Below are 15,449 nucleotides of genomic sequence, written 5' to 3' on the forward strand. Positions count from 1 at the left end.
GAGCAGACCCTACTGCGTGGAACTCTGACACAGCGGTCCCGCATGGGGCGCTCACATTTCCGCCCTTCCCGCCCACCCCCGAAGTGAGGTCAGGTGCGCAAGAAGGCGTGGGTGCGGCCCAGCGCCTTGAAGCCGAACTTGGCGTAGAAGTCCTTCGGCCAGTCGGCCGCGTCGGCCACCAGGAAGATCAGCTCGGCCTCCGCCGCCTTGGCGAGCAGCGCGGTCATGAGGGCGCGCGCGTGCCCCTTGCCCCGATGATCCGCGCCGGTGAAGACGCTCTCGATCTGGGCCACGCCGCCGTGCTCGTACAGGTCAGCCCTGGCGGCGATCTCCCCGTCCGGGGCGCGTACCCCCCAGAAGCTCACCGCGTCGGCGCCGCGCAGCCGGCCCTCCACCCGCAGGGCGAGCCTGTCGATCACCTCGTCCGGCGCCTGCGGCAGCGTGTGGCGCCAGTCGCGCCGCAGCACCGGCAGCAGCTCGGCCAGGGAGATCCGCTCGGCCACCCCGGAGCCGGGCGGGGTCGCGCCGCGGAAGGCCATGATCAGGTTCGTCTCGTGCTCGTAGCCGGCGGCGAGGAACGCGGGCGCGAGCGCCGTACCGAGCCGGTCGTCGTCCACGCACACCAGCCGGTGCTCCCGCTCCGCGAGCACCTCGTCGGCCGCCCGCAGCAGCCGCTCCGCCGCCTCCCGGGCCTTCTCCGGCGTCTCCGGGACCGGCCCGGGGCCGACGATGAGCTTGTTGTCGTCGTGGGAGCCGGGATAGCGCCCGTCGATCACCGCGAACCCGCCCGGGACGGTCACCTCCCGCGGCGCCCTGCGGCGCGCGAAGGCGTGCTGGAAGCCCACCGCGCGAGCCAGGTCCGCGGCGCCGGTGTCCAGGTCCGCGTCCAGGTCCGCGTCCAGGTCCGCGGCGGGCTCAGCCGGCACGCCGCGCCGCTTCGAGGAACGCCCGGATGAGCGCCGAGTCCTTCACCCCGGGCGAGGTCTCCACGCCGCTGGACACGTCGACGCCCCACGGGGCGGCCGCCGCGATCGCCTCCGCCACGTTCGACGGGGCGAGCCCGCCGGCCAGCAGCCACTGCCCCGACGCGCGGCCGCGGACGGCCGCCCAGTCCCACGCCTGCCCGGACCCGGCGTGCGGCGCGTCCACGAGGAGCAGGTCCTCGTCGTAGGCCCCGCAGCGCAGGTCGGCCTCCGCGTCGACGGCCCTGATCAGCCGGAGGCCGAGGTCCTTGAGCGCGGTGAAGTCGCCGTGCGGGTGCTTGCCGTGCAGCTGGATGGCCCGTACGCCGGACGCCAGCGCCGCCGCGCGCACCGTGTCAGGGTCCTCGCCGCGGAACACCCCCACGGTCAGCACATGGGCGGGCACCAGCGCGGCCAGCTCCGCGGCCCGCTCGGGCGCGATCCTGCGCGGGCTCCGGGTCATGACGAACCCGATCGCGTCCGCGCCCGCCTCGACGGCGGTGGTCACATGCTCGGGCTCGCTCAACCCGCAGATCTTCACATACACCACACCCCTGACCCTAGCGGCGGCGGGGGCCACCGGTGACCATGCCCACGCCGGTCCACCCGGAGGATGAGCGGCCGTCCCCCATCCGGCGGACGAGCGGGTCAGGGTCAGGGGCGGGGCGGGGGCGGGGGCGGGGTCAGGGGCGCGGCAGGCGTACCGGGCGGAAGGAGGCGTCCACGAGGCCGGTGCGGTGGGCCACGACGGCGGCCTGGATGCGGTTGCGCAGCCCCAGCTTCTCCATGGCCGCCGCGATGTGGGTCTTGACCGTCGTCACGCCCACGTGCAGCTCCTCCGCGATCTCCGCGTTGGACAGCCCGGTGCCGACCAGGGCGAGCACCTCCAGCTCGCGTTCGGTCAGCCCGGCGGGCGGGGGCGCGGCGGCCTGCTCCTCGGCGTCCAGGAACCGCTCCACGACCCGGCGCAGCACCGACGGCGCCAGGAGCTGCTCCCCCGCCGCCGCCCGGCGCACGGCGTCCACCATGCGCTCCGGTTCGTCGTCCTTGACCAGGAATCCGACCGCGCCGGCCCGCAGCGCCGCGTACACGTTGGCGTCCTCCGCGAACGTCGTCAGCACCACGATCCGGGCGCCCGGACGGGCGGCGAGCACGCGTTTGATCGCCTCCAGCCCGTCGACCCTGGGCATGCGCAGGTCCATGAGGATCACGTCCGGCAGGTGGCGCTCGGCCAGGCGGACCGCCTCGGCCCCGTCCACGGCCTCCCCCACGACCTCCATGTCGCCCGTGGCCTGCAGCAGCATCCGCACGCCCGCCCGTACGAGCGCCTGGTCGTCGGCCACCAGCACGCGGATCATGCGACACTCCTGGCCGGGAGGCTGGCGGCCAGGAGCCAGCCGCCCTCGCCGTCGGGCCCGGCGGAGAGGGTGCCGCCGAGGGTGCGGACGCGTTCGCGCATGCCGGCCAGGCCGCGCCCGGACGAGGGCAGGCGTTCGACGACGGTGGGCGGGCGGCCGTTGCGGATCCGTACGGACAGGCCCTCCGCCGAGGGGGTGACGCTGACCCGGACCTCGGTGCCGGGGCCGGCGTGTTTGAGCACGTTCGTGAGTCCTTCCTGGACGATGCGGGCGGCGGAGGCCCGGGCGATGAGGGGCGCCCGGTCGGTGGCGGGGTCGAGTTCGAGGTCGACGACGAGCCCGGCGGCGGCCATGCGTTCGGCGGACTCGCGGACCACGTCGGCGGGGTTGGCCAGCAGGTCGGGCTGGCGTTCGGGGTCGCGCAGCAGGTCGAGCAGGTCGCGCAGGTCCTGCAGCACCTGGTGTCCCGTCTCGCGGATGTCGGTGAGCGCGTCGGCGACGGGGCCGTCGGGGGCGGTGTAGCGGGCGGCGCTGGCCCGCAGGACCATGGCGCCCACGTGGTGGGCCACGATGTCGTGCACGTCGCGGGCGATGCGCTCGCGTTCGGCGAGCTGGTCGGCGCGCACCTGGGCGACGGCCGCGCGGGCCGCCTCCTCGGCGCGCAGCCGCTCGGCGGCCGCCGCGGCCTGCCGCATGCCGAGGTAGCGGCCGATGGCGATCGGCGTGGCCACCAGCGTCATGAGGATCCCGACGCGGAACGGCGTGGTCTGCGTCTCCTGGCCGACGACGGCGATCGCGGTCAGCATGCAGCCGGCGGCGTAGGCGATGATCGTCCACGCCCAGGAGGTCACCCGCATCGCGAACACGCCGATCGCGATGAGCGTGAGGATCACGCAGGTGTTGACGACCTGGTTCAGATAGGTGTCGGCGGAGACGAGCAGCGCGCCCTGCAGCAGGAGCACCACCCCGGGCAGCCGCCGGGCGATGCCCAGCGACAGGCCGCCGACCACGGCGAGCAGGCCGACCACCCAGACGGGCTGGGTGCCCGCGTGCCAGGAGGTCCAGGTGCTGAGCACGGTGATCGCCACCCCGCCCGCCGCCAGCAGCGCGTCGGGCGTGACGTCCCGCTCCTCCAGCGGCCCCGCCGAGCCGCGCAGGTAGGCCCCGAGCACGGCCGGGAAGACTGCCAGGAAGACCGAGTACACCCAGGTGTTCATGACGACCGGGATGCCGGGATCGACGATGTTCAACGCGGTCGCGACCATCGCGGCGGCCACCGCGAGCACGGTGCCCCGCCAGCCGGAGCGGTATCCCACGACTCCGAGCGCCACGCAGACCAGGATCTGCGCCGTGTTGGACGTGAACGACCCGAGCTGGTCGGTCACCACCAGCAGTCCGGCCAGGTAGAGCGCGACGGGCACCGGCCGGCGCCGGACGAGCCCCATGGGCAGGCCCACCAGCAGCGCCATCGGGATGTTCATCTCGGCGGGCAGGTATCTGGTGTCGCCCGCGTGCGCCGTCGTCAACAGGTCCAGGCCCACACCTGAGACCGCGAGCAGGACATCCAGCGGCAAACCACGCCAACGCATGGACTCACGGTATCCGTGGAGCTTGTCGGCGGGGGTCCTCCTTGCGGAGGACCCCGTCTCCTCCAAGTGGCCGGAGGTCCGCCCGGAGGGCGGAGCGTCCACCCGCGATCTTGCCTTAGGTTCGGGGCATGCCCAATGACTCCGCACTTTTTCTCGGCCAGTTCTTCCGGGCGCCGACCACGATCGGGGCGGTCGCGCCCAGTTCGCGGTGGCTGGCCTCGGCTGTCTGCGCCCCGATCCCCGAGCGCGGCGAACCGACGGTGGTCGAGCTCGGCCCGGGCACGGGCCCGTTCACGGCGGAGATCCAGCAGCGGCTGGGCGGGCGTGGCCACCACCTGGCCGTGGAGGTCAACGAGCCCATGGCACGGCTCCTGGCGGCCCGGTTCCCGGCCGTCGACGTGGTGAACGCCGATGCGGCGCGGCTGGGCGAGTTGCTGACCGAACGCGGGTTGCAGCAGGCGGACGTGGTGGTGAGCGGGTTGCCGTGGGCGGCGTTCCCGCAGGAGTTGCAGCATGCGCTGCTGAGTGCGGTGACGTCGGTGATGAGCCCTGGTGCGGCGTTCACGACGTTCTCCTACATTCACGCCATCCCGCTGAGCCCGGCGCGCCGGTTCCGGGCGCTGCTGGCCGAGCGGTTCGAGGAGGTCGTGCCGGGGCGTACGGTGTGGCGCAACACTCCGCCCGCCTTCGTCTTCCACGCGCGCCGGCCCCGGCCATAAGAGAAGGCCCGTAAATCTCCGGCAAAGCTTCGGCGGAGGCGGCCGTGGTGCGCGCAGGCCGGGGTGAGTCTCTGCCTCGTCCCCGGAGCAACGTTCTCGGCCTCGGTGAACAAGCCCTCGACATCCGCGCGGCGACCAGGCCGTCCCCGTCCACCCCCCGCTACCCGGACGCGGGGGAAGCACACCCGCGGATCAGCCGAACGACGGCGGCCGCTTCTCCCGCACCGCGCGCACGCCCTCGACCACGTCGGGGCCGGTGAAACCGAGGAACTCCATGGCCAGTGAGGCGTCGAACGAGGGCCCGGCCAGGCGCAGCCAGTTGTTGAGCGAGTATTTGGTCAGCCTGATCGCCTCCTGAGAGCCGGAGGCGAGCCTGACCGCGATCTCCATGGCCTTGTCGTGCACCTGGTCGTCGTCCACGCACAGGCTGACCAGCCCCATCCGCTCGGCCTGCTCGCCCGTGACGGGCTCGCACAGCAGCAGGTGGTATTTCGCCTTGGCCAGGCCGCACAGCAGCGGCCACACGATGGCCGCGTGGTCGCCGGCCGCGACGCCGAGCCTGGTATGCCCGTCGATGATCCGCGCCGTACGGCCGGCGACGGAGATGTCGGCCAGCAGGGCCACGGCGAGCCCCGCGCCGACCGCCGGCCCCTGGATGGCCGAGACGATCGGCTTGGAGCAGTTGAGGACGTTGTAGACGATGTAGCGGGCCTCGGCGAACACGCGCAGCCTGGTCGCGTGGTCGCGGGTCATCTCCTCGATCATGGACAGGTCGCCGCCCGCGGAGAACGCCTCGCCCTCTCCCCTGACGACGACGGCCCTGACGCTGTCGTCCCGGTCGGCGTCGCGCCAGATCTCGCCCAGCTCGCGGTGGGCGGTCGCGTCCACGGCGTTGAGCCGGCCCGGCTCGCTGATCGTGACCCGCAGGACGCCGTCGGCCGGAGTGTCGATCTTGAGCTTGCCGTACGTCACCATGAGCCTCGCAGCCGCTCCGCGACGTACTCGCGGGCCTCGACCGCCTGGTCGAACAGGCCCGGCAGGCCGAAGAAGCCGTGCACGGCGCCGTCCCATCTGCGGCTCTCCGCCGGCACGCCCGACTCCGCCAGGCGCCGGGCGTAGTGCTCGCCCTCGTCTCTCAGCACGTCGTACTCGGCCGTCACCACGGTCGCGGGCGCCAGGCCGGCGACGTCGGGCAGCCGCAGTGGCGACAGCCGCGGGCCGGCGGGGTCGGCGTCACCGGCGTACTGCCGGGCGTACCACGCCAGCTCGGCGGCCCCGAGCGCGTAGCCCTTGGCGTATTCGGCGTGGCTGGGCGTGTCCATGGCCAGGTCGAGCACCGGGCAGACGAGCGCCTGGTGCGTGAGGCCCAGCCCGGCGTCGCGGGCCTGCCGGGCGGCGACGGCGGCCAGGTTGCCGCCCGCGCCCTCGCCGACGACCGCGACGCCGCCGTTGCCCTGGTAGAAGGCCGGCCGGGTGAACAGGTCGCGCACGACGGTCCACGCGTCGTCGGCGGCGGCCGGGAACGGGTGCTCGGGGGCGAGCCGGTAGTCCACCGACACCACCACCGCGCCCGTGCGGATCGCCAGGTCGCGGCAGAGCCGGTCGCTCCGCTTGACGCCGCCGTAGACCCAGCCGCCGCCGTGGAAGAAGACCGCGACGGGCAGCGCACCGTCGCCGGGGTCGGCGCGGTAGATCCTGATGGGCACGCCCTCGGCCTGCTCGTCACGGACGAAGGGGAGCTTGGTGAGCGGGCCGCGGTGGATCGCCACCCGGTCGGGCTGCGCGCGCGTCTCCTGGATCTCTTCCGGGCCGAACGCGTCGTAGTCGGTGCCCGCGTCCGGCACGTAACGGGCGAGATAATCCCGCGCCTGAGGATGCAGCGGCATGATCGCAGCCTATCGGGCCGCCTCGATGAACGCATCGAAGATCCGTGCATCTCCGTCACGCTCCGGATGCCATTGGACACCCACACCGAACCTGTGCCCCTGCAACTCGATCCCCTCCACGATCTGGTCCTCGGCCCAGGCCACGGCCAGCAGGCCGGTGCCGAGGCGGCGTACGGACTGGTGGTGGGGGGCGCTGACCTCGACCCGGTCGCCCACGGCCTTGCCGAGCTTGCTGGAGACGCTGACCTGGATCGTGTGGGTCGCGCCCGGCTCGCCGTGGCGGTCGTTGTCGAGCACCTCGGGCAGCCAGGGGATCAGCGTGCCGCCCTGGGCGACGTTGAGCACGTGCATGCCCCTGGCGATGGCCAGGATCGGCAGGTCGGCGCGGACGGCGGCCCTGGCCAGGGCCAGCTCGAACCGGTCGCGGTGCTGCTGCGGCTCGGCCACCCGCTCGTCGGGCTCGCCGCCGTAGTTGCCCGCGCCGAGCTCCACACCGTCGGCCAGGACGATGCCCTGCAGGCCGCTGATGTAGTCCTCGATGGCGGGGGTGCCGATCGGCGGGAGCATCACGGGAGCGCCCCCGGCCCGCCCGACCGCCCTGGCGTAGGAGGGGGGCGACAGTACGGCCTCGCGTACGTAGTCGCTCCAGCGGGCGGCTTCGAAGTAGGCGGTGATACCGATGAGCGGTCGGGACATGCGATCTCCAGGGGGCAAGGTGGAGTCCGTGCCGCCATCAGCCTGTCAAGATGACGGCCGCACGCCCCATCATGGCGCAAGGTCTTTCCGATATGTCAGGTCTCCCAAAGATCTACCACTTCTGTCCCCACCCCGACGCCCCGCCCCCTCCGCCCGCACCACGCAACGGGGCGGAGGGGGCGCGGCATGGTGCGCCTTCGGGCGTCCGCACTCAAGCACCCACCTCGCCTCCAGCCGCCCCACACCGGCGGTCCTGGCGGCGCTCCCGCGAGGGCGGGTGCGGGGCGCTGGGTGCGGGTCGGTGGGCGGGGCCCGGGGTGGAGGCAGCCCAGGGCTCGGGGAGGCGGGGCGCCCAGGGCCGGAGGCGCGCGTGGGTGGGGTCCGGGCGGGGCGCTGAGGGGCCGGGGGCGGCGCGCGCGGGTTGGTCTGAGGTGTGAGGTCGGGCCCGGGCGGGCCCGGGGGGAGGGTGCGGTTGGGGGGTGGGAAGTTGCGGTGCCGGTGTGGCGCACTTGGGTGGCCCGGGGTGGGGGTCGGGCCAGGGCGGGTGCGGGTGAGGCATGGGGTGTTGAGGTGCAGGGGTGGCGGACCTGGGCGGGCGTGGGGTTGGGGTGAGTTAGGTGAGGGTGGGGGTTACGTAGATCTCGGCGCCCGGGGGGAGGGCGCAGTCGAGATAGCCGAGTCCGTGGGCGTTCTCGCCGCACACGATCATGTTGATGTGCCGGCGGATCCGCCCGTACTCGTCGCGTAGCCGCTCCTCCAGCAGCGGATGCGTACGCCGGAGCATGTCGAGGGCCGCTCCCAGGGTGGGCGGTGAGTCGCGGTCGGCGGCGACGGCGAAGACCTTGACCTCCGAGCGCCCGCTCACCCAGCGCCGCAGCATGCCCGGGAGCACGAAGACGACCATCGTGACCATCGGCTAGAGCACCGCCGCCCGAACGGTGAGCACGTCGGGCAGGTGGCGGACGACCGGTGACCAGGTCTCGCCGCCGTCGCGCGAGCCGTGGACCTCGCCGTCGCGCGTGCCGAAGAACACCCCCGCCTCCGAGGCCGTCATCGCGTCACGCAGCACGGCCGCGTGCACGGGGCCCTCGGGCAGGCCCGAGGCGAACGGCTGCCAGGTCGCGCCCGCGTCGTCGCTGCGGAAGACGCGGTAGCGGTGGCCGACCGGCGTGCGGTCGATGTCGGCCGTCAGGGGCAGCACGAAGACCGTGTCGGGCCGTGATGGGTGCACCGCGATCGGGAAGCCGAAGTCGGACGGCAGGCCGGCGCCGATGTCGTGCCAGACCCCGCCGAAGTCGTCGCTGCGGTAGACGCCGAAGTGGTGCTGGAGGTAGAGCCGCTCGGGCCGGGAGGGGTGCATGGCGACCTTGTGCACGCACTGCCCGAACTCCGGATATTGCGCCCCCTCGGGCAGGAACGCGGCCCGGATGTTGCGGTTGGCGGCCTCCCACGACAGCCCGCCGTCGAAGGAGCGGTAGAAGCCGCCGGTGGAGATCGCGACGCCCATGATCCGCGGGTCGGTCGGGTGCGGGACGATGGTGTGCAGGCACAGGCCGCCGCCGCCCGGCTGCCACTGCGGCCGGTGCGGGTGCTCCCACAGGCCCTCGACCAGCTGGTACGTGACGCCGCCATCCTCCGAGCGGAACAGCGCGCCCGGCTCGACCCCGGCCCACACCACCCCCGGCTCGGACGGCGAGGGCGCGAGCTGCCACACCCTGGTCAGGGTCGCCTCGGCCTTCTCCGGGAAGGCGATGGGCGGCTGCTCCGCCTCCTTCCACGTCTTCCCGAGGTCATCCGAATACATGACGGACGGACCGAAATGACCGTATTCGATCCCGGCCAGGAGCCGGGGTGAGGGGCCTCTCGTGTCGATCGCCACCGAGTGCACCCCGACCGTCGAGAACTGGATCGGCTCGACGTCGAACGGACCGCCGCCGGTGGAACGGGCGAGGAAGAGGCCCTTGCGGGTGCCGATCGCGAGCAGTGTGTCACTCATGGCGTGCTCCCTTGTTGGTCTGCGGCCATCGTGCCACGCAGGGCCGACAGTCTCAGAGGACTGGGAGTTTTCGGCCCGCGAAGCCGCATTACCTGGCGGGTAATCGTGACGCTTCCCTCCAGCGGCTACTGTGCCGGGCATGGGAGCAGTAGCCGTAAAAGAAGAGACATTTGGTGAGTTGTTGCGTTCGTGGCGGCAGCGGCGGCGGGTGAGCCAGCTGGACCTGGCCATCGAGGCCGACGTTTCGGCCCGCCACATCAGTTTTCTGGAGACCGGGCGCGCCCGGCCGAGCCGCGAGATGGTGATGAAGCTGGCCGAGGAGCTGGATGTGCCGCTGCGGCAGCGCAACAGGCTGCTGATGTCCGCCGGGTTCGCTCCGGTCTATCCGGAACGCGAGGTCCGCGCCCCGGAGATGGACGTCGTACGGCAGGCGCTGGACAAGATCCTGGCCGGGCACGAGCCGTACCCGGCGGTCGTGGTGGACGCGGCCTGGAACCTGGTGGCGGCCAACTCGGCGGCCGCGATGTTCATGGACGGGGTGCCCGCCGAGCTGCTGAAGGAGCCGATCAACGTGATGCGGCTCTCGCTGCACCCCGAGGCGATGGGCGGCCGGCTGCTGAACCTGGCCGAGGTCCGGGCGCACCTGCTCTACCAGCTGCGCAGGCAGGCCGAGGGGTCGGGCGACGCGCGGCTGGCCGCGCTGTACGACGAACTGGCCTCGTACGAGTATCCGGGGGTGAACCTGAACGTGGCGCACGTGCCGGGCCCCGCCGACATCCTGGTGCCGCTGCGGATCGCGGCCGGTGACCGGGTGCTGTCGATGTTCACGACGATCGCGACGTTCGGGACGCCGGTGGACGTGACGGTCTCCGAGCTGGCCATCGAGACGTTCTGGCCGAACGACGCGGAGACCGCCGCCGCGTTCCACCAGGGCCTGCGGGGTTAGCCGGGGGGGCCGGGCGCCCCAGCGCGCGGACTGGGCGCCTCAGTGGGCAGGGGCGAGCGGGCCGGGCAGCTCAGCGGGCGGGGGCGGGCGGGCCGGGCAGTTCCTCGCCGGCCGCGATCGGCGCCTCGATGGCGAGTGTGGGGCGGCCTCCGCCGATGATCGGCAGCCCGCCCGTGATGGTGTAGGTACGCATGTCGAACGCCCCGCCCGCCGGCGCCGCCGCGGCGGTGAAGGCCACGTGGGCGTTGCCGCCGGGGACGACCGAGGTGGAGAGGTAGTCGCCCGCCATGCGGCCGTGCGCGGAGTCGGCGAGCCAGTCGAGCTCCATCGGCCCGTGCAGCTCGACGGGGGCCGACCAGCTCGCCCCGCCGTTGGCGGAGGAGGTGTAGCCGACCGTGAGGCGGCAGGTGGCGGCCGTGCAGGCGGCGGACGGGTAGCGGTAGTAGGCGAGCGCCAGCCTGGCCGTCTCGCCCGCGCCGGCGGGGTCGACGCCGAGGCCGGGGATGAAGTGGTCGCCGCCGTCGTCCGTGACGCGCAGGATGTGGCTCCACTCCGCGCCGGTGGCCGAGGTGCTCATGACGATGTCGTTGCCGCCGCAGCTGAGCTGGAAGCGGCAGTCGGACCAGGCGACGTACACGGTGCCGGCGGCGTCCACCTCGGCCGAGGGCAGGGGCGCGGCCCGCAGCCCGCCCGCGACCTTGTGCCGCTGCACGGTGGCGACGAGCACGCTGCGGCCCCAGCTCTCGCCGCCGTCGCGGGAGCGCAGGGAGCGGATCTGGCCCTCGTCGCTCAGGTACGGCACGACGAGGGCGCCGTTCGGCCGCACGACCGGCTGCCCGCCCAGCCCGGTCGCGGACGTGCCGGTCTCGGCCCAGGTCAGGCCGCCGTCGGAGGAGCGGGCCACCTTGATCGCGTTGTCCGCGGCGACGTCGTCGTAGACCGCGTAACAGCGCCCGTAGTACGGGCTGCGGGCGCCGTTGTCGCAGACGACCCAGCTCTTGTCCAGGTCGCCCCCGCCCGCGACGGCGGTCGTGACGGGATCGCCCCAGGTCAGGCCGCCGTCGGCGGAGCGGCTGGTGAGCACCGCCGCCCCGGTGACCCCGTCCTGGTCGGTGAGCGCCAGCGAGGAGATCAGCCAGACGCCGTGCCGGGCGTCGTAGGCCACCGACGGGTCGCTGACCCGCCCGTACACGCCGCCGCCGGACGTGGTGATCCCCGGCAGCACGCCCCTGGCCCAGGTGGCGCCGTTGTCGGCCGAGGTCGCGTACGCGATGCCGGACGCCCCGCCGTCGAAGAACCTGCCGATCTGCTGGGCGGCCACGATCGTCGTGCCCGCCTGGAACGTGTCGGGCCCCGCCTGAGTGCCCGCCTGAAACGTGTCGGGCCCCGCCTGCGGGGCGGTCCCCAGCTCCGTCAGCGGGAGGGCCTCCGACGACGCCAGGGCGGGCAGCGGGATCAGGAGGAGCACCAGGGTCAGCAGCCCGCCGATTCCTCGGCGCCGGGCGGGGGATGGCACAGTCCACCTCCACGTTGGCGTGTCATCCTCCACCTCGCACCTTTCGACCCGAAGTGTCAAGATCTGTCAGCGTTCGGCCTGGACGATGTCCCGGTGAATGCGTGACAGAGGCACGCCGTCGATCTGGAGGCGGCGTACGGTCTCGTTGACCATGCCGGGCGGGCCGCACACGTACACGTCGTGCTCGGCCCAGGAGTGGAAGCGCTGCACGACCTCGGGCAGGTGGCCGCGCATCCCGCCGTACCCCGGCTGGCCGGACACCACGGGCAGCACCCGCAGCCAGGGGAACGACGACTCCATCCTGATCAGGTCGGGCAGGTCGTAGAGCTCCTCGACCGTGCGCGCGCCGTACAGCAGGTGGATGTTGGGCCGGCGGCCGGAGGCGATGATGTGCTCGATGATCGCCTTCAGCGGGGCCAGGCCGGTGCCGCCCGCCACGCACAGGACGTCGCGCAGGCTGCTCTCGCACGGCCCCATCGTGCCCATCGGCGGGCCCAGCAGCAGCGTGTCCCCGATGCGGGTGTGCCTGATGAGCGTGCTGGACACCCAGCCGCCGGGGACCGAGCGGACGTGCAGCCTGAGCGTGTTGTCGGCGCGCGGCGCGTTCGCGATGGAGTACGTGCGCCAGACACGCGGCCAGCGCGGGGTCTGCACGTTGAGGTACTGGCCCGGCGTGTACGGCAGCCGCTCGGCCGGCCGCAGCGTGAGGACCGCGATGTCGGGGTGGCGCTGCTCATGGTCGATCACCTCCGCCGGCCACCAGGCGGGCGAGACCCCGGAGTCGGACGCGGCCGACTCGATCATGAGCTTGGCGGCCGCCGTGTAGGCGGCGACCCAGGCGGCCTCGATCTCGTGGTTCCAGATCTCGGCGGCGAAGCGGCGGATGGTGGCGAGCAGGGCGTTGCCGACGGCGGTGTAGTGCTCGGCGATCACGCCGTACTTGCGGTGGTCCCTCCCCAGCTGGCCCAGGTACGTCGCGAGGCTGCCCGGGCTGTCCAGGCTCCACACGATGCGGGTCAACGCGCTGAACAGGCGGTCCCGCTGGACGTCCATGGCGGGCGGGAACATGCCCCGCAGATGCGGGCTCTCGGCGAACAGCCGGCCGTAGAAGTAGGCCGTCGCCTTGTCGGCCACCGGTTCGATGACGGAGAAACTCTCTTTTACCAGGCGCGGATTCAACGACATTTACCAACCCCACCTACGGACCGGAATCAGGTTCCGGTCGTGTCGTTCACCTCCCTGACGGCTCCGGGTCTTGAGCGCGCGGCCCCTCCCCGGTACAACCGATGCGCTCAAAATTGAGTCTTACACCACTGATGACGCGTCACAACCGTTTCTCCTCAATACGGTGCGAAGCCAACCATCTGTAGTTACCTCGTTATGTCTCGCATACGAATTTCGGACGGAAAATGCGAGGAAAAATCGTATTTGCCGGTGGGGTTGGCGCTGGGAGTCATTCCCGTCCCAGCGCGAGGGGCGTACCATCCGGCCATGGCAGCGCTCCATCCCAGGCGCGTGGCCTGGGAAGGCGCCCGGACCTTCGTCTCCGCCGCGAACACGGACGCCTACTGGTGGCTCAGCGACACGGTCGGCCACCGCCTGGGGCCCATGTACCAGTCGCAGCTGTGCGAGACGCGGCTGCGGCTGCGGGCGCAGGCGGACGCGATCTACGCGGAGGCGGGCGCGTGGCGGGCCCGCCTGGACGAACTCCTCGACACCCACCCCGCGACCGCGTCGATCCTTACTCAGATGATCAGCGAGACCACGTCCCGCCTGCCCTGAGGCGAGATCAGGGGCAGACCCGCCCGTTGGCCTCGAACGCCGCGTGGGTCAGAGGCATGAGCTCCGCCCACAAGGCCTCCATCTTCTCGGCGACCATCTCGATCTCACGCTGCGGGAACGACGGGAACGTGGAGTCCTCGCGCTGGACCCGCAGCGACAGGAAGTTCATCAGGGCGCGGGCGTTGCAGGTGGCGTACATCGAGGAGTAGAGGCCCACCGGCAGCACCGTACGGGCCACCTCGCGCGCCACCCCCGCCTCGAGCATTTCCAGATAGGCCCGATAGGACTGCCGGTAGCTCTCCTGGGTCGCCTCGGTCACCAGCTTGTGCTGCTCGGCGGTGCCGTCCAGGAACACGTACTTGCCGGGCTTTCCTTCCTGCACCAGCTTCCGCTCCGGCCCGGGCACATAGAAAACCGGCGTCAACTTCCGATACCTGCCGGACTCCTCGTTATAGGAAAAGGTCCGGTGCCTCATGAATTCCCGGAAAACGAAGATCGGCGCACTGACGTAGAAGGTCATGGAAGAGTGCTCGAACGGCGTGCCGTGCCGGTCGCGCATCAGGTAGTTGATGAGGCCCTTGGAACGCTGGGGATCGGCCTCGATCTCCTCCAGAGAGCTCTCACCCTTCGTGGAGACGCGCGCGGCCCACAGCACGTCGGCGTCCGACGCGGCGGCCTTGACCAGCTCCACGTCCACGTCGCTGCGGAACGTGATCTCGGCCTCGGGTTCGACAGTGCCCACGAAGAGCCCCCTGCTCAGGTCGGGTGTTGTGACGGCCCCCAGCAAACCAGGTCAGGGCCGCCCGGCGCGAGTCGGCCCCCCGGGACTCACAGGCGGTAGACGCGGCGGGCGTTCCCCGAGCCGATCATGTGGGCGATCCGGGCGGCGTCCGCGGCGCTCCACTCCCCCGCGGCCAGCCGCGACCCGAGCGCCGCGCCGAGCGCCTGCCGGTAGTAGAGCGCGCCCAGGTAGCAGGTCTCGGCCACCCCGTGGCAGCCGGAGCTGAACAGCAGCTTGTGGAACGGCGCCAGCTCCAGCAGCTCGTCCACGACCCTGGCCGAGGCGGCGGCGGTGTGCGGGAGCGCGAGGCCGACGTCCACGTAGACGTGCGGGTGGACGCCGGCGAGGTAGGCGGCCTGGCGGTGGAACGGGTAGCAGTGCAGCAGGATGAGCGGCACGCCGACCGGCTGCAGCATCCTGGCGAACGCGCCCAGCCGGCCCGGGTCGGTGCGGTGCAGGTCGGGCCCCGAGCCGCCGAAACCGGTGTGGAACTGCACGGGCAGCCCCCGTTCCCTGGCCACGTCGACCGCGCTCCAGAGCAGGTGGCGCAGCAGGACCTCGTCCGTCAGCGGCTGCTTCGGGTCCGACAGCCGCCGGTTGGCCGCCGCGATCACCGCTCCCCTGGTGGGCCTGGCCGGGTCGAAGTCGAGGCCGTACAGCGACGCGACGACGGTCTTCAGCCCGACCGCCCGGGCGGCCCTGGCGGTCAGCTCCTCGCCGACGCCGTCGAGGTAGTCCACGGCCAGCGGCGCGTCCTCGGCCACGTCCCGCTCGATCTGCTCGATCCGTACGAGCTCGTCGGCGGCGGCCCCGCCGTGGCGGCCCATCTCGGTGGCGGTCAGCAGGTCGACGTCCCCCGGGCCAATGTCAGCGGGCGCCGTGTCCACCAGGAACGCCACCACCCCGGCCCCGGCCAGCAGCCGCCGGTTGACCTCGGCCGCGCCCAGCTCCTCCCGGCGCGAGACGTAGACGGCCGGCGGGGCGTGCGGCTCCAGGTCGAGCAGCGGCGCGCACCAGCGGCGCACGGCCACCCCGAGCGGCGCGTCGAAGTGGGTGGTGCCGGGCGGCGCCGGGCTGCCGCCCTCGTTGATGAGCAGCTCGAACTCGGCTCTGCTCAGGTCGTCCCGCCGCACCCCGTGGCAGTGGTGATCGACGAGCGGGGCCAGCAGCGCGTCACGCACCGTGCCGGGCAGGTCTACGGGGAGCATGCGGAGACTC

Annotated in this window: 16 protein-coding genes; 3 read left to right on the plus strand and 13 right to left on the minus strand. The window is 72.6% G+C overall.

Features of this window, described 5'->3' with window-relative positions; all coding sequences use genetic code 11:
• Window positions 1–89 precede the first annotated feature (89 nt).
• The 4 genes from ABZX61_RS27870 to ABZX61_RS27885 form a co-directional block, all read right to left on the minus strand.
• A complete protein-coding gene (locus tag ABZX61_RS27870; RefSeq protein ID WP_355198957.1) occupies window positions 90–926 on the minus strand; it encodes a GNAT family N-acetyltransferase in 837 nt (278 codons plus the stop codon).
• Window positions 916–1,512, minus strand: a complete 597-nt coding sequence (locus tag ABZX61_RS27875; RefSeq protein WP_355198959.1) for a phosphoribosylanthranilate isomerase — start codon at window positions 1,510–1,512, stop codon at window positions 916–918. The genes ABZX61_RS27870 and ABZX61_RS27875 overlap by 11 nt, the downstream gene beginning before the upstream one ends.
• Before the next feature lie 133 nt (window positions 1,513–1,645).
• Window positions 1,646–2,320, minus strand: coding sequence for a response regulator transcription factor (locus tag ABZX61_RS27880; protein WP_192783287.1), 675 nt, complete (start codon window positions 2,318–2,320; stop codon window positions 1,646–1,648).
• On the minus strand, window positions 2,317–3,909 hold the full coding sequence (locus ABZX61_RS27885; protein ID WP_350734663.1) for a histidine kinase: 1,593 nt from the start codon (window positions 3,907–3,909) through the stop codon (window positions 2,317–2,319). Before ABZX61_RS27885 ends, ABZX61_RS27880 begins: the two co-directional genes overlap by 4 nt.
• A 128-nt stretch (window positions 3,910–4,037) precedes the next feature.
• Between ABZX61_RS27885 and ABZX61_RS27890 the strand changes: the two genes are divergently transcribed.
• On the plus strand, window positions 4,038–4,628 hold the full coding sequence (locus ABZX61_RS27890; protein ID WP_355198962.1) for a methyltransferase domain-containing protein: 591 nt from the start codon (window positions 4,038–4,040) through the stop codon (window positions 4,626–4,628).
• 192 nt (window positions 4,629–4,820) lie between these two features.
• On the opposite strand, the gene ABZX61_RS27895 is transcribed toward ABZX61_RS27890, so the two are convergent.
• The 5 genes from ABZX61_RS27895 to ABZX61_RS27915 form a co-directional block, all read right to left on the minus strand.
• Window positions 4,821–5,603, minus strand: a complete 783-nt coding sequence (locus tag ABZX61_RS27895; protein ID WP_355198964.1) for an enoyl-CoA hydratase/isomerase family protein — start codon at window positions 5,601–5,603, stop codon at window positions 4,821–4,823.
• Window positions 5,597–6,514, minus strand: a complete 918-nt coding sequence (locus ABZX61_RS27900; RefSeq protein WP_355198966.1) for an alpha/beta hydrolase fold domain-containing protein — start codon at window positions 6,512–6,514, stop codon at window positions 5,597–5,599. Before ABZX61_RS27900 ends, ABZX61_RS27895 begins: the two co-directional genes overlap by 7 nt.
• A gap of 9 nt (window positions 6,515–6,523) precedes the next feature.
• The gene (locus ABZX61_RS27905; RefSeq protein WP_350734670.1) at window positions 6,524–7,210 is read right to left on the minus strand and encodes a gamma-glutamyl-gamma-aminobutyrate hydrolase family protein; all 687 of its coding nucleotides are present in this window, start codon (window positions 7,208–7,210) and stop codon (window positions 6,524–6,526) included.
• A gap of 613 nt (window positions 7,211–7,823) precedes the next feature.
• Window positions 7,824–8,123: a molybdopterin synthase sulfur carrier subunit gene (locus tag ABZX61_RS27910; protein ID WP_192783282.1), complete on the minus strand. Its 300-nt coding sequence runs from the start codon at window positions 8,121–8,123 to the stop codon at window positions 7,824–7,826.
• Between the two features lie 3 nt (window positions 8,124–8,126).
• On the minus strand, window positions 8,127–9,206 hold the full coding sequence (locus tag ABZX61_RS27915) for an exo-alpha-sialidase (RefSeq protein ID WP_355198969.1): 1,080 nt from the start codon (window positions 9,204–9,206) through the stop codon (window positions 8,127–8,129).
• Window positions 9,207–9,384: 178 nt separating this feature from the next.
• Here ABZX61_RS27915 and ABZX61_RS27920 point away from each other — a divergent pair, with 178 nt between their 5' ends.
• Entirely contained in the window at window positions 9,385–10,152 is a 768-nt protein-coding gene (locus ABZX61_RS27920) for a helix-turn-helix transcriptional regulator (protein ID WP_355198971.1), read from the plus strand.
• Window positions 10,153–10,222: 70 nt separating this feature from the next.
• Here the strand turns inward: ABZX61_RS27920 and ABZX61_RS27925 are convergent, their stop codons facing one another.
• Window positions 10,223–11,668 carry a sialidase family protein gene (locus ABZX61_RS27925; RefSeq protein WP_355198973.1) on the minus strand — a complete coding sequence of 482 codons (1,446 nt, stop codon included), beginning with the start codon at window positions 11,666–11,668 and terminating at the stop codon, window positions 10,223–10,225.
• A 66-nt stretch (window positions 11,669–11,734) separates the two neighbouring features.
• On the minus strand, window positions 11,735–12,853 hold the full coding sequence (locus tag ABZX61_RS27930) for a globin domain-containing protein (RefSeq protein WP_350734678.1): 1,119 nt from the start codon (window positions 12,851–12,853) through the stop codon (window positions 11,735–11,737).
• 306 nt (window positions 12,854–13,159) lie between these two features.
• Here ABZX61_RS27930 and ABZX61_RS27935 point away from each other — a divergent pair, with 306 nt between their 5' ends.
• Entirely contained in the window at window positions 13,160–13,450 is a 291-nt protein-coding gene (locus ABZX61_RS27935) for a hypothetical protein (protein WP_355198976.1), read from the plus strand.
• Between the two features lie 7 nt (window positions 13,451–13,457).
• On the opposite strand, the gene thyX is transcribed toward ABZX61_RS27935, so the two are convergent.
• Window positions 13,458–14,192: an FAD-dependent thymidylate synthase gene (gene thyX / locus ABZX61_RS27940; RefSeq protein WP_355198978.1), complete on the minus strand. Its 735-nt coding sequence runs from the start codon at window positions 14,190–14,192 to the stop codon at window positions 13,458–13,460.
• 86 nt (window positions 14,193–14,278) lie between these two features.
• A complete protein-coding gene (locus tag ABZX61_RS27945; protein ID WP_350734684.1) occupies window positions 14,279–15,439 on the minus strand; it encodes an amidohydrolase family protein in 1,161 nt (386 codons plus the stop codon).
• Window positions 15,440–15,449 lie beyond the last annotated feature (10 nt).

The sequence above is a fragment of the Nonomuraea sp. NPDC003709 genome (assembly GCF_040610775.1).
In the GTDB taxonomy this organism is placed as follows: Bacteria; Actinomycetota; Actinomycetes; order Streptosporangiales; family Streptosporangiaceae; genus Nonomuraea; species Nonomuraea angiospora_A.

Coding starts and splice junctions, on each gene's coding strand:
- ABZX61_RS27880 (WP_192783287.1), bottom strand. CDS start 2,320: ATGATCCGCGTGCTGGTGGCCGACGACCAGGCGCTCGTACGGGCGGGC.
- ABZX61_RS27885 (WP_350734663.1), bottom strand. CDS start 3,909: ATGCGTTGGCGTGGTTTGCCGCTGGATGTCCTGCTCGCGGTCTCAGGT.
- ABZX61_RS27890 (WP_355198962.1), top strand. CDS start 4,038: ATGCCCAATGACTCCGCACTTTTTCTCGGCCAGTTCTTCCGGGCGCCG.
- ABZX61_RS27895 (WP_355198964.1), bottom strand. CDS start 5,603: ATGGTGACGTACGGCAAGCTCAAGATCGACACTCCGGCCGACGGCGTC.
- ABZX61_RS27900 (WP_355198966.1), bottom strand. CDS start 6,514: ATGCCGCTGCATCCTCAGGCGCGGGATTATCTCGCCCGTTACGTGCCG.
- ABZX61_RS27905 (WP_350734670.1), bottom strand. CDS start 7,210: ATGTCCCGACCGCTCATCGGTATCACCGCCTACTTCGAAGCCGCCCGC.
- ABZX61_RS27910 (WP_192783282.1), bottom strand. CDS start 8,123: ATGGTCACGATGGTCGTCTTCGTGCTCCCGGGCATGCTGCGGCGCTGG.
- ABZX61_RS27915 (WP_355198969.1), bottom strand. CDS start 9,206: ATGAGTGACACACTGCTCGCGATCGGCACCCGCAAGGGCCTCTTCCTC.
- ABZX61_RS27930 (WP_350734678.1), bottom strand. CDS start 12,853: ATGTCGTTGAATCCGCGCCTGGTAAAAGAGAGTTTCTCCGTCATCGAA.
- ABZX61_RS27935 (WP_355198976.1), top strand. CDS start 13,160: ATGGCAGCGCTCCATCCCAGGCGCGTGGCCTGGGAAGGCGCCCGGACC.
- ABZX61_RS27945 (WP_350734684.1), bottom strand. CDS start 15,439: ATGCTCCCCGTAGACCTGCCCGGCACGGTGCGTGACGCGCTGCTGGCC.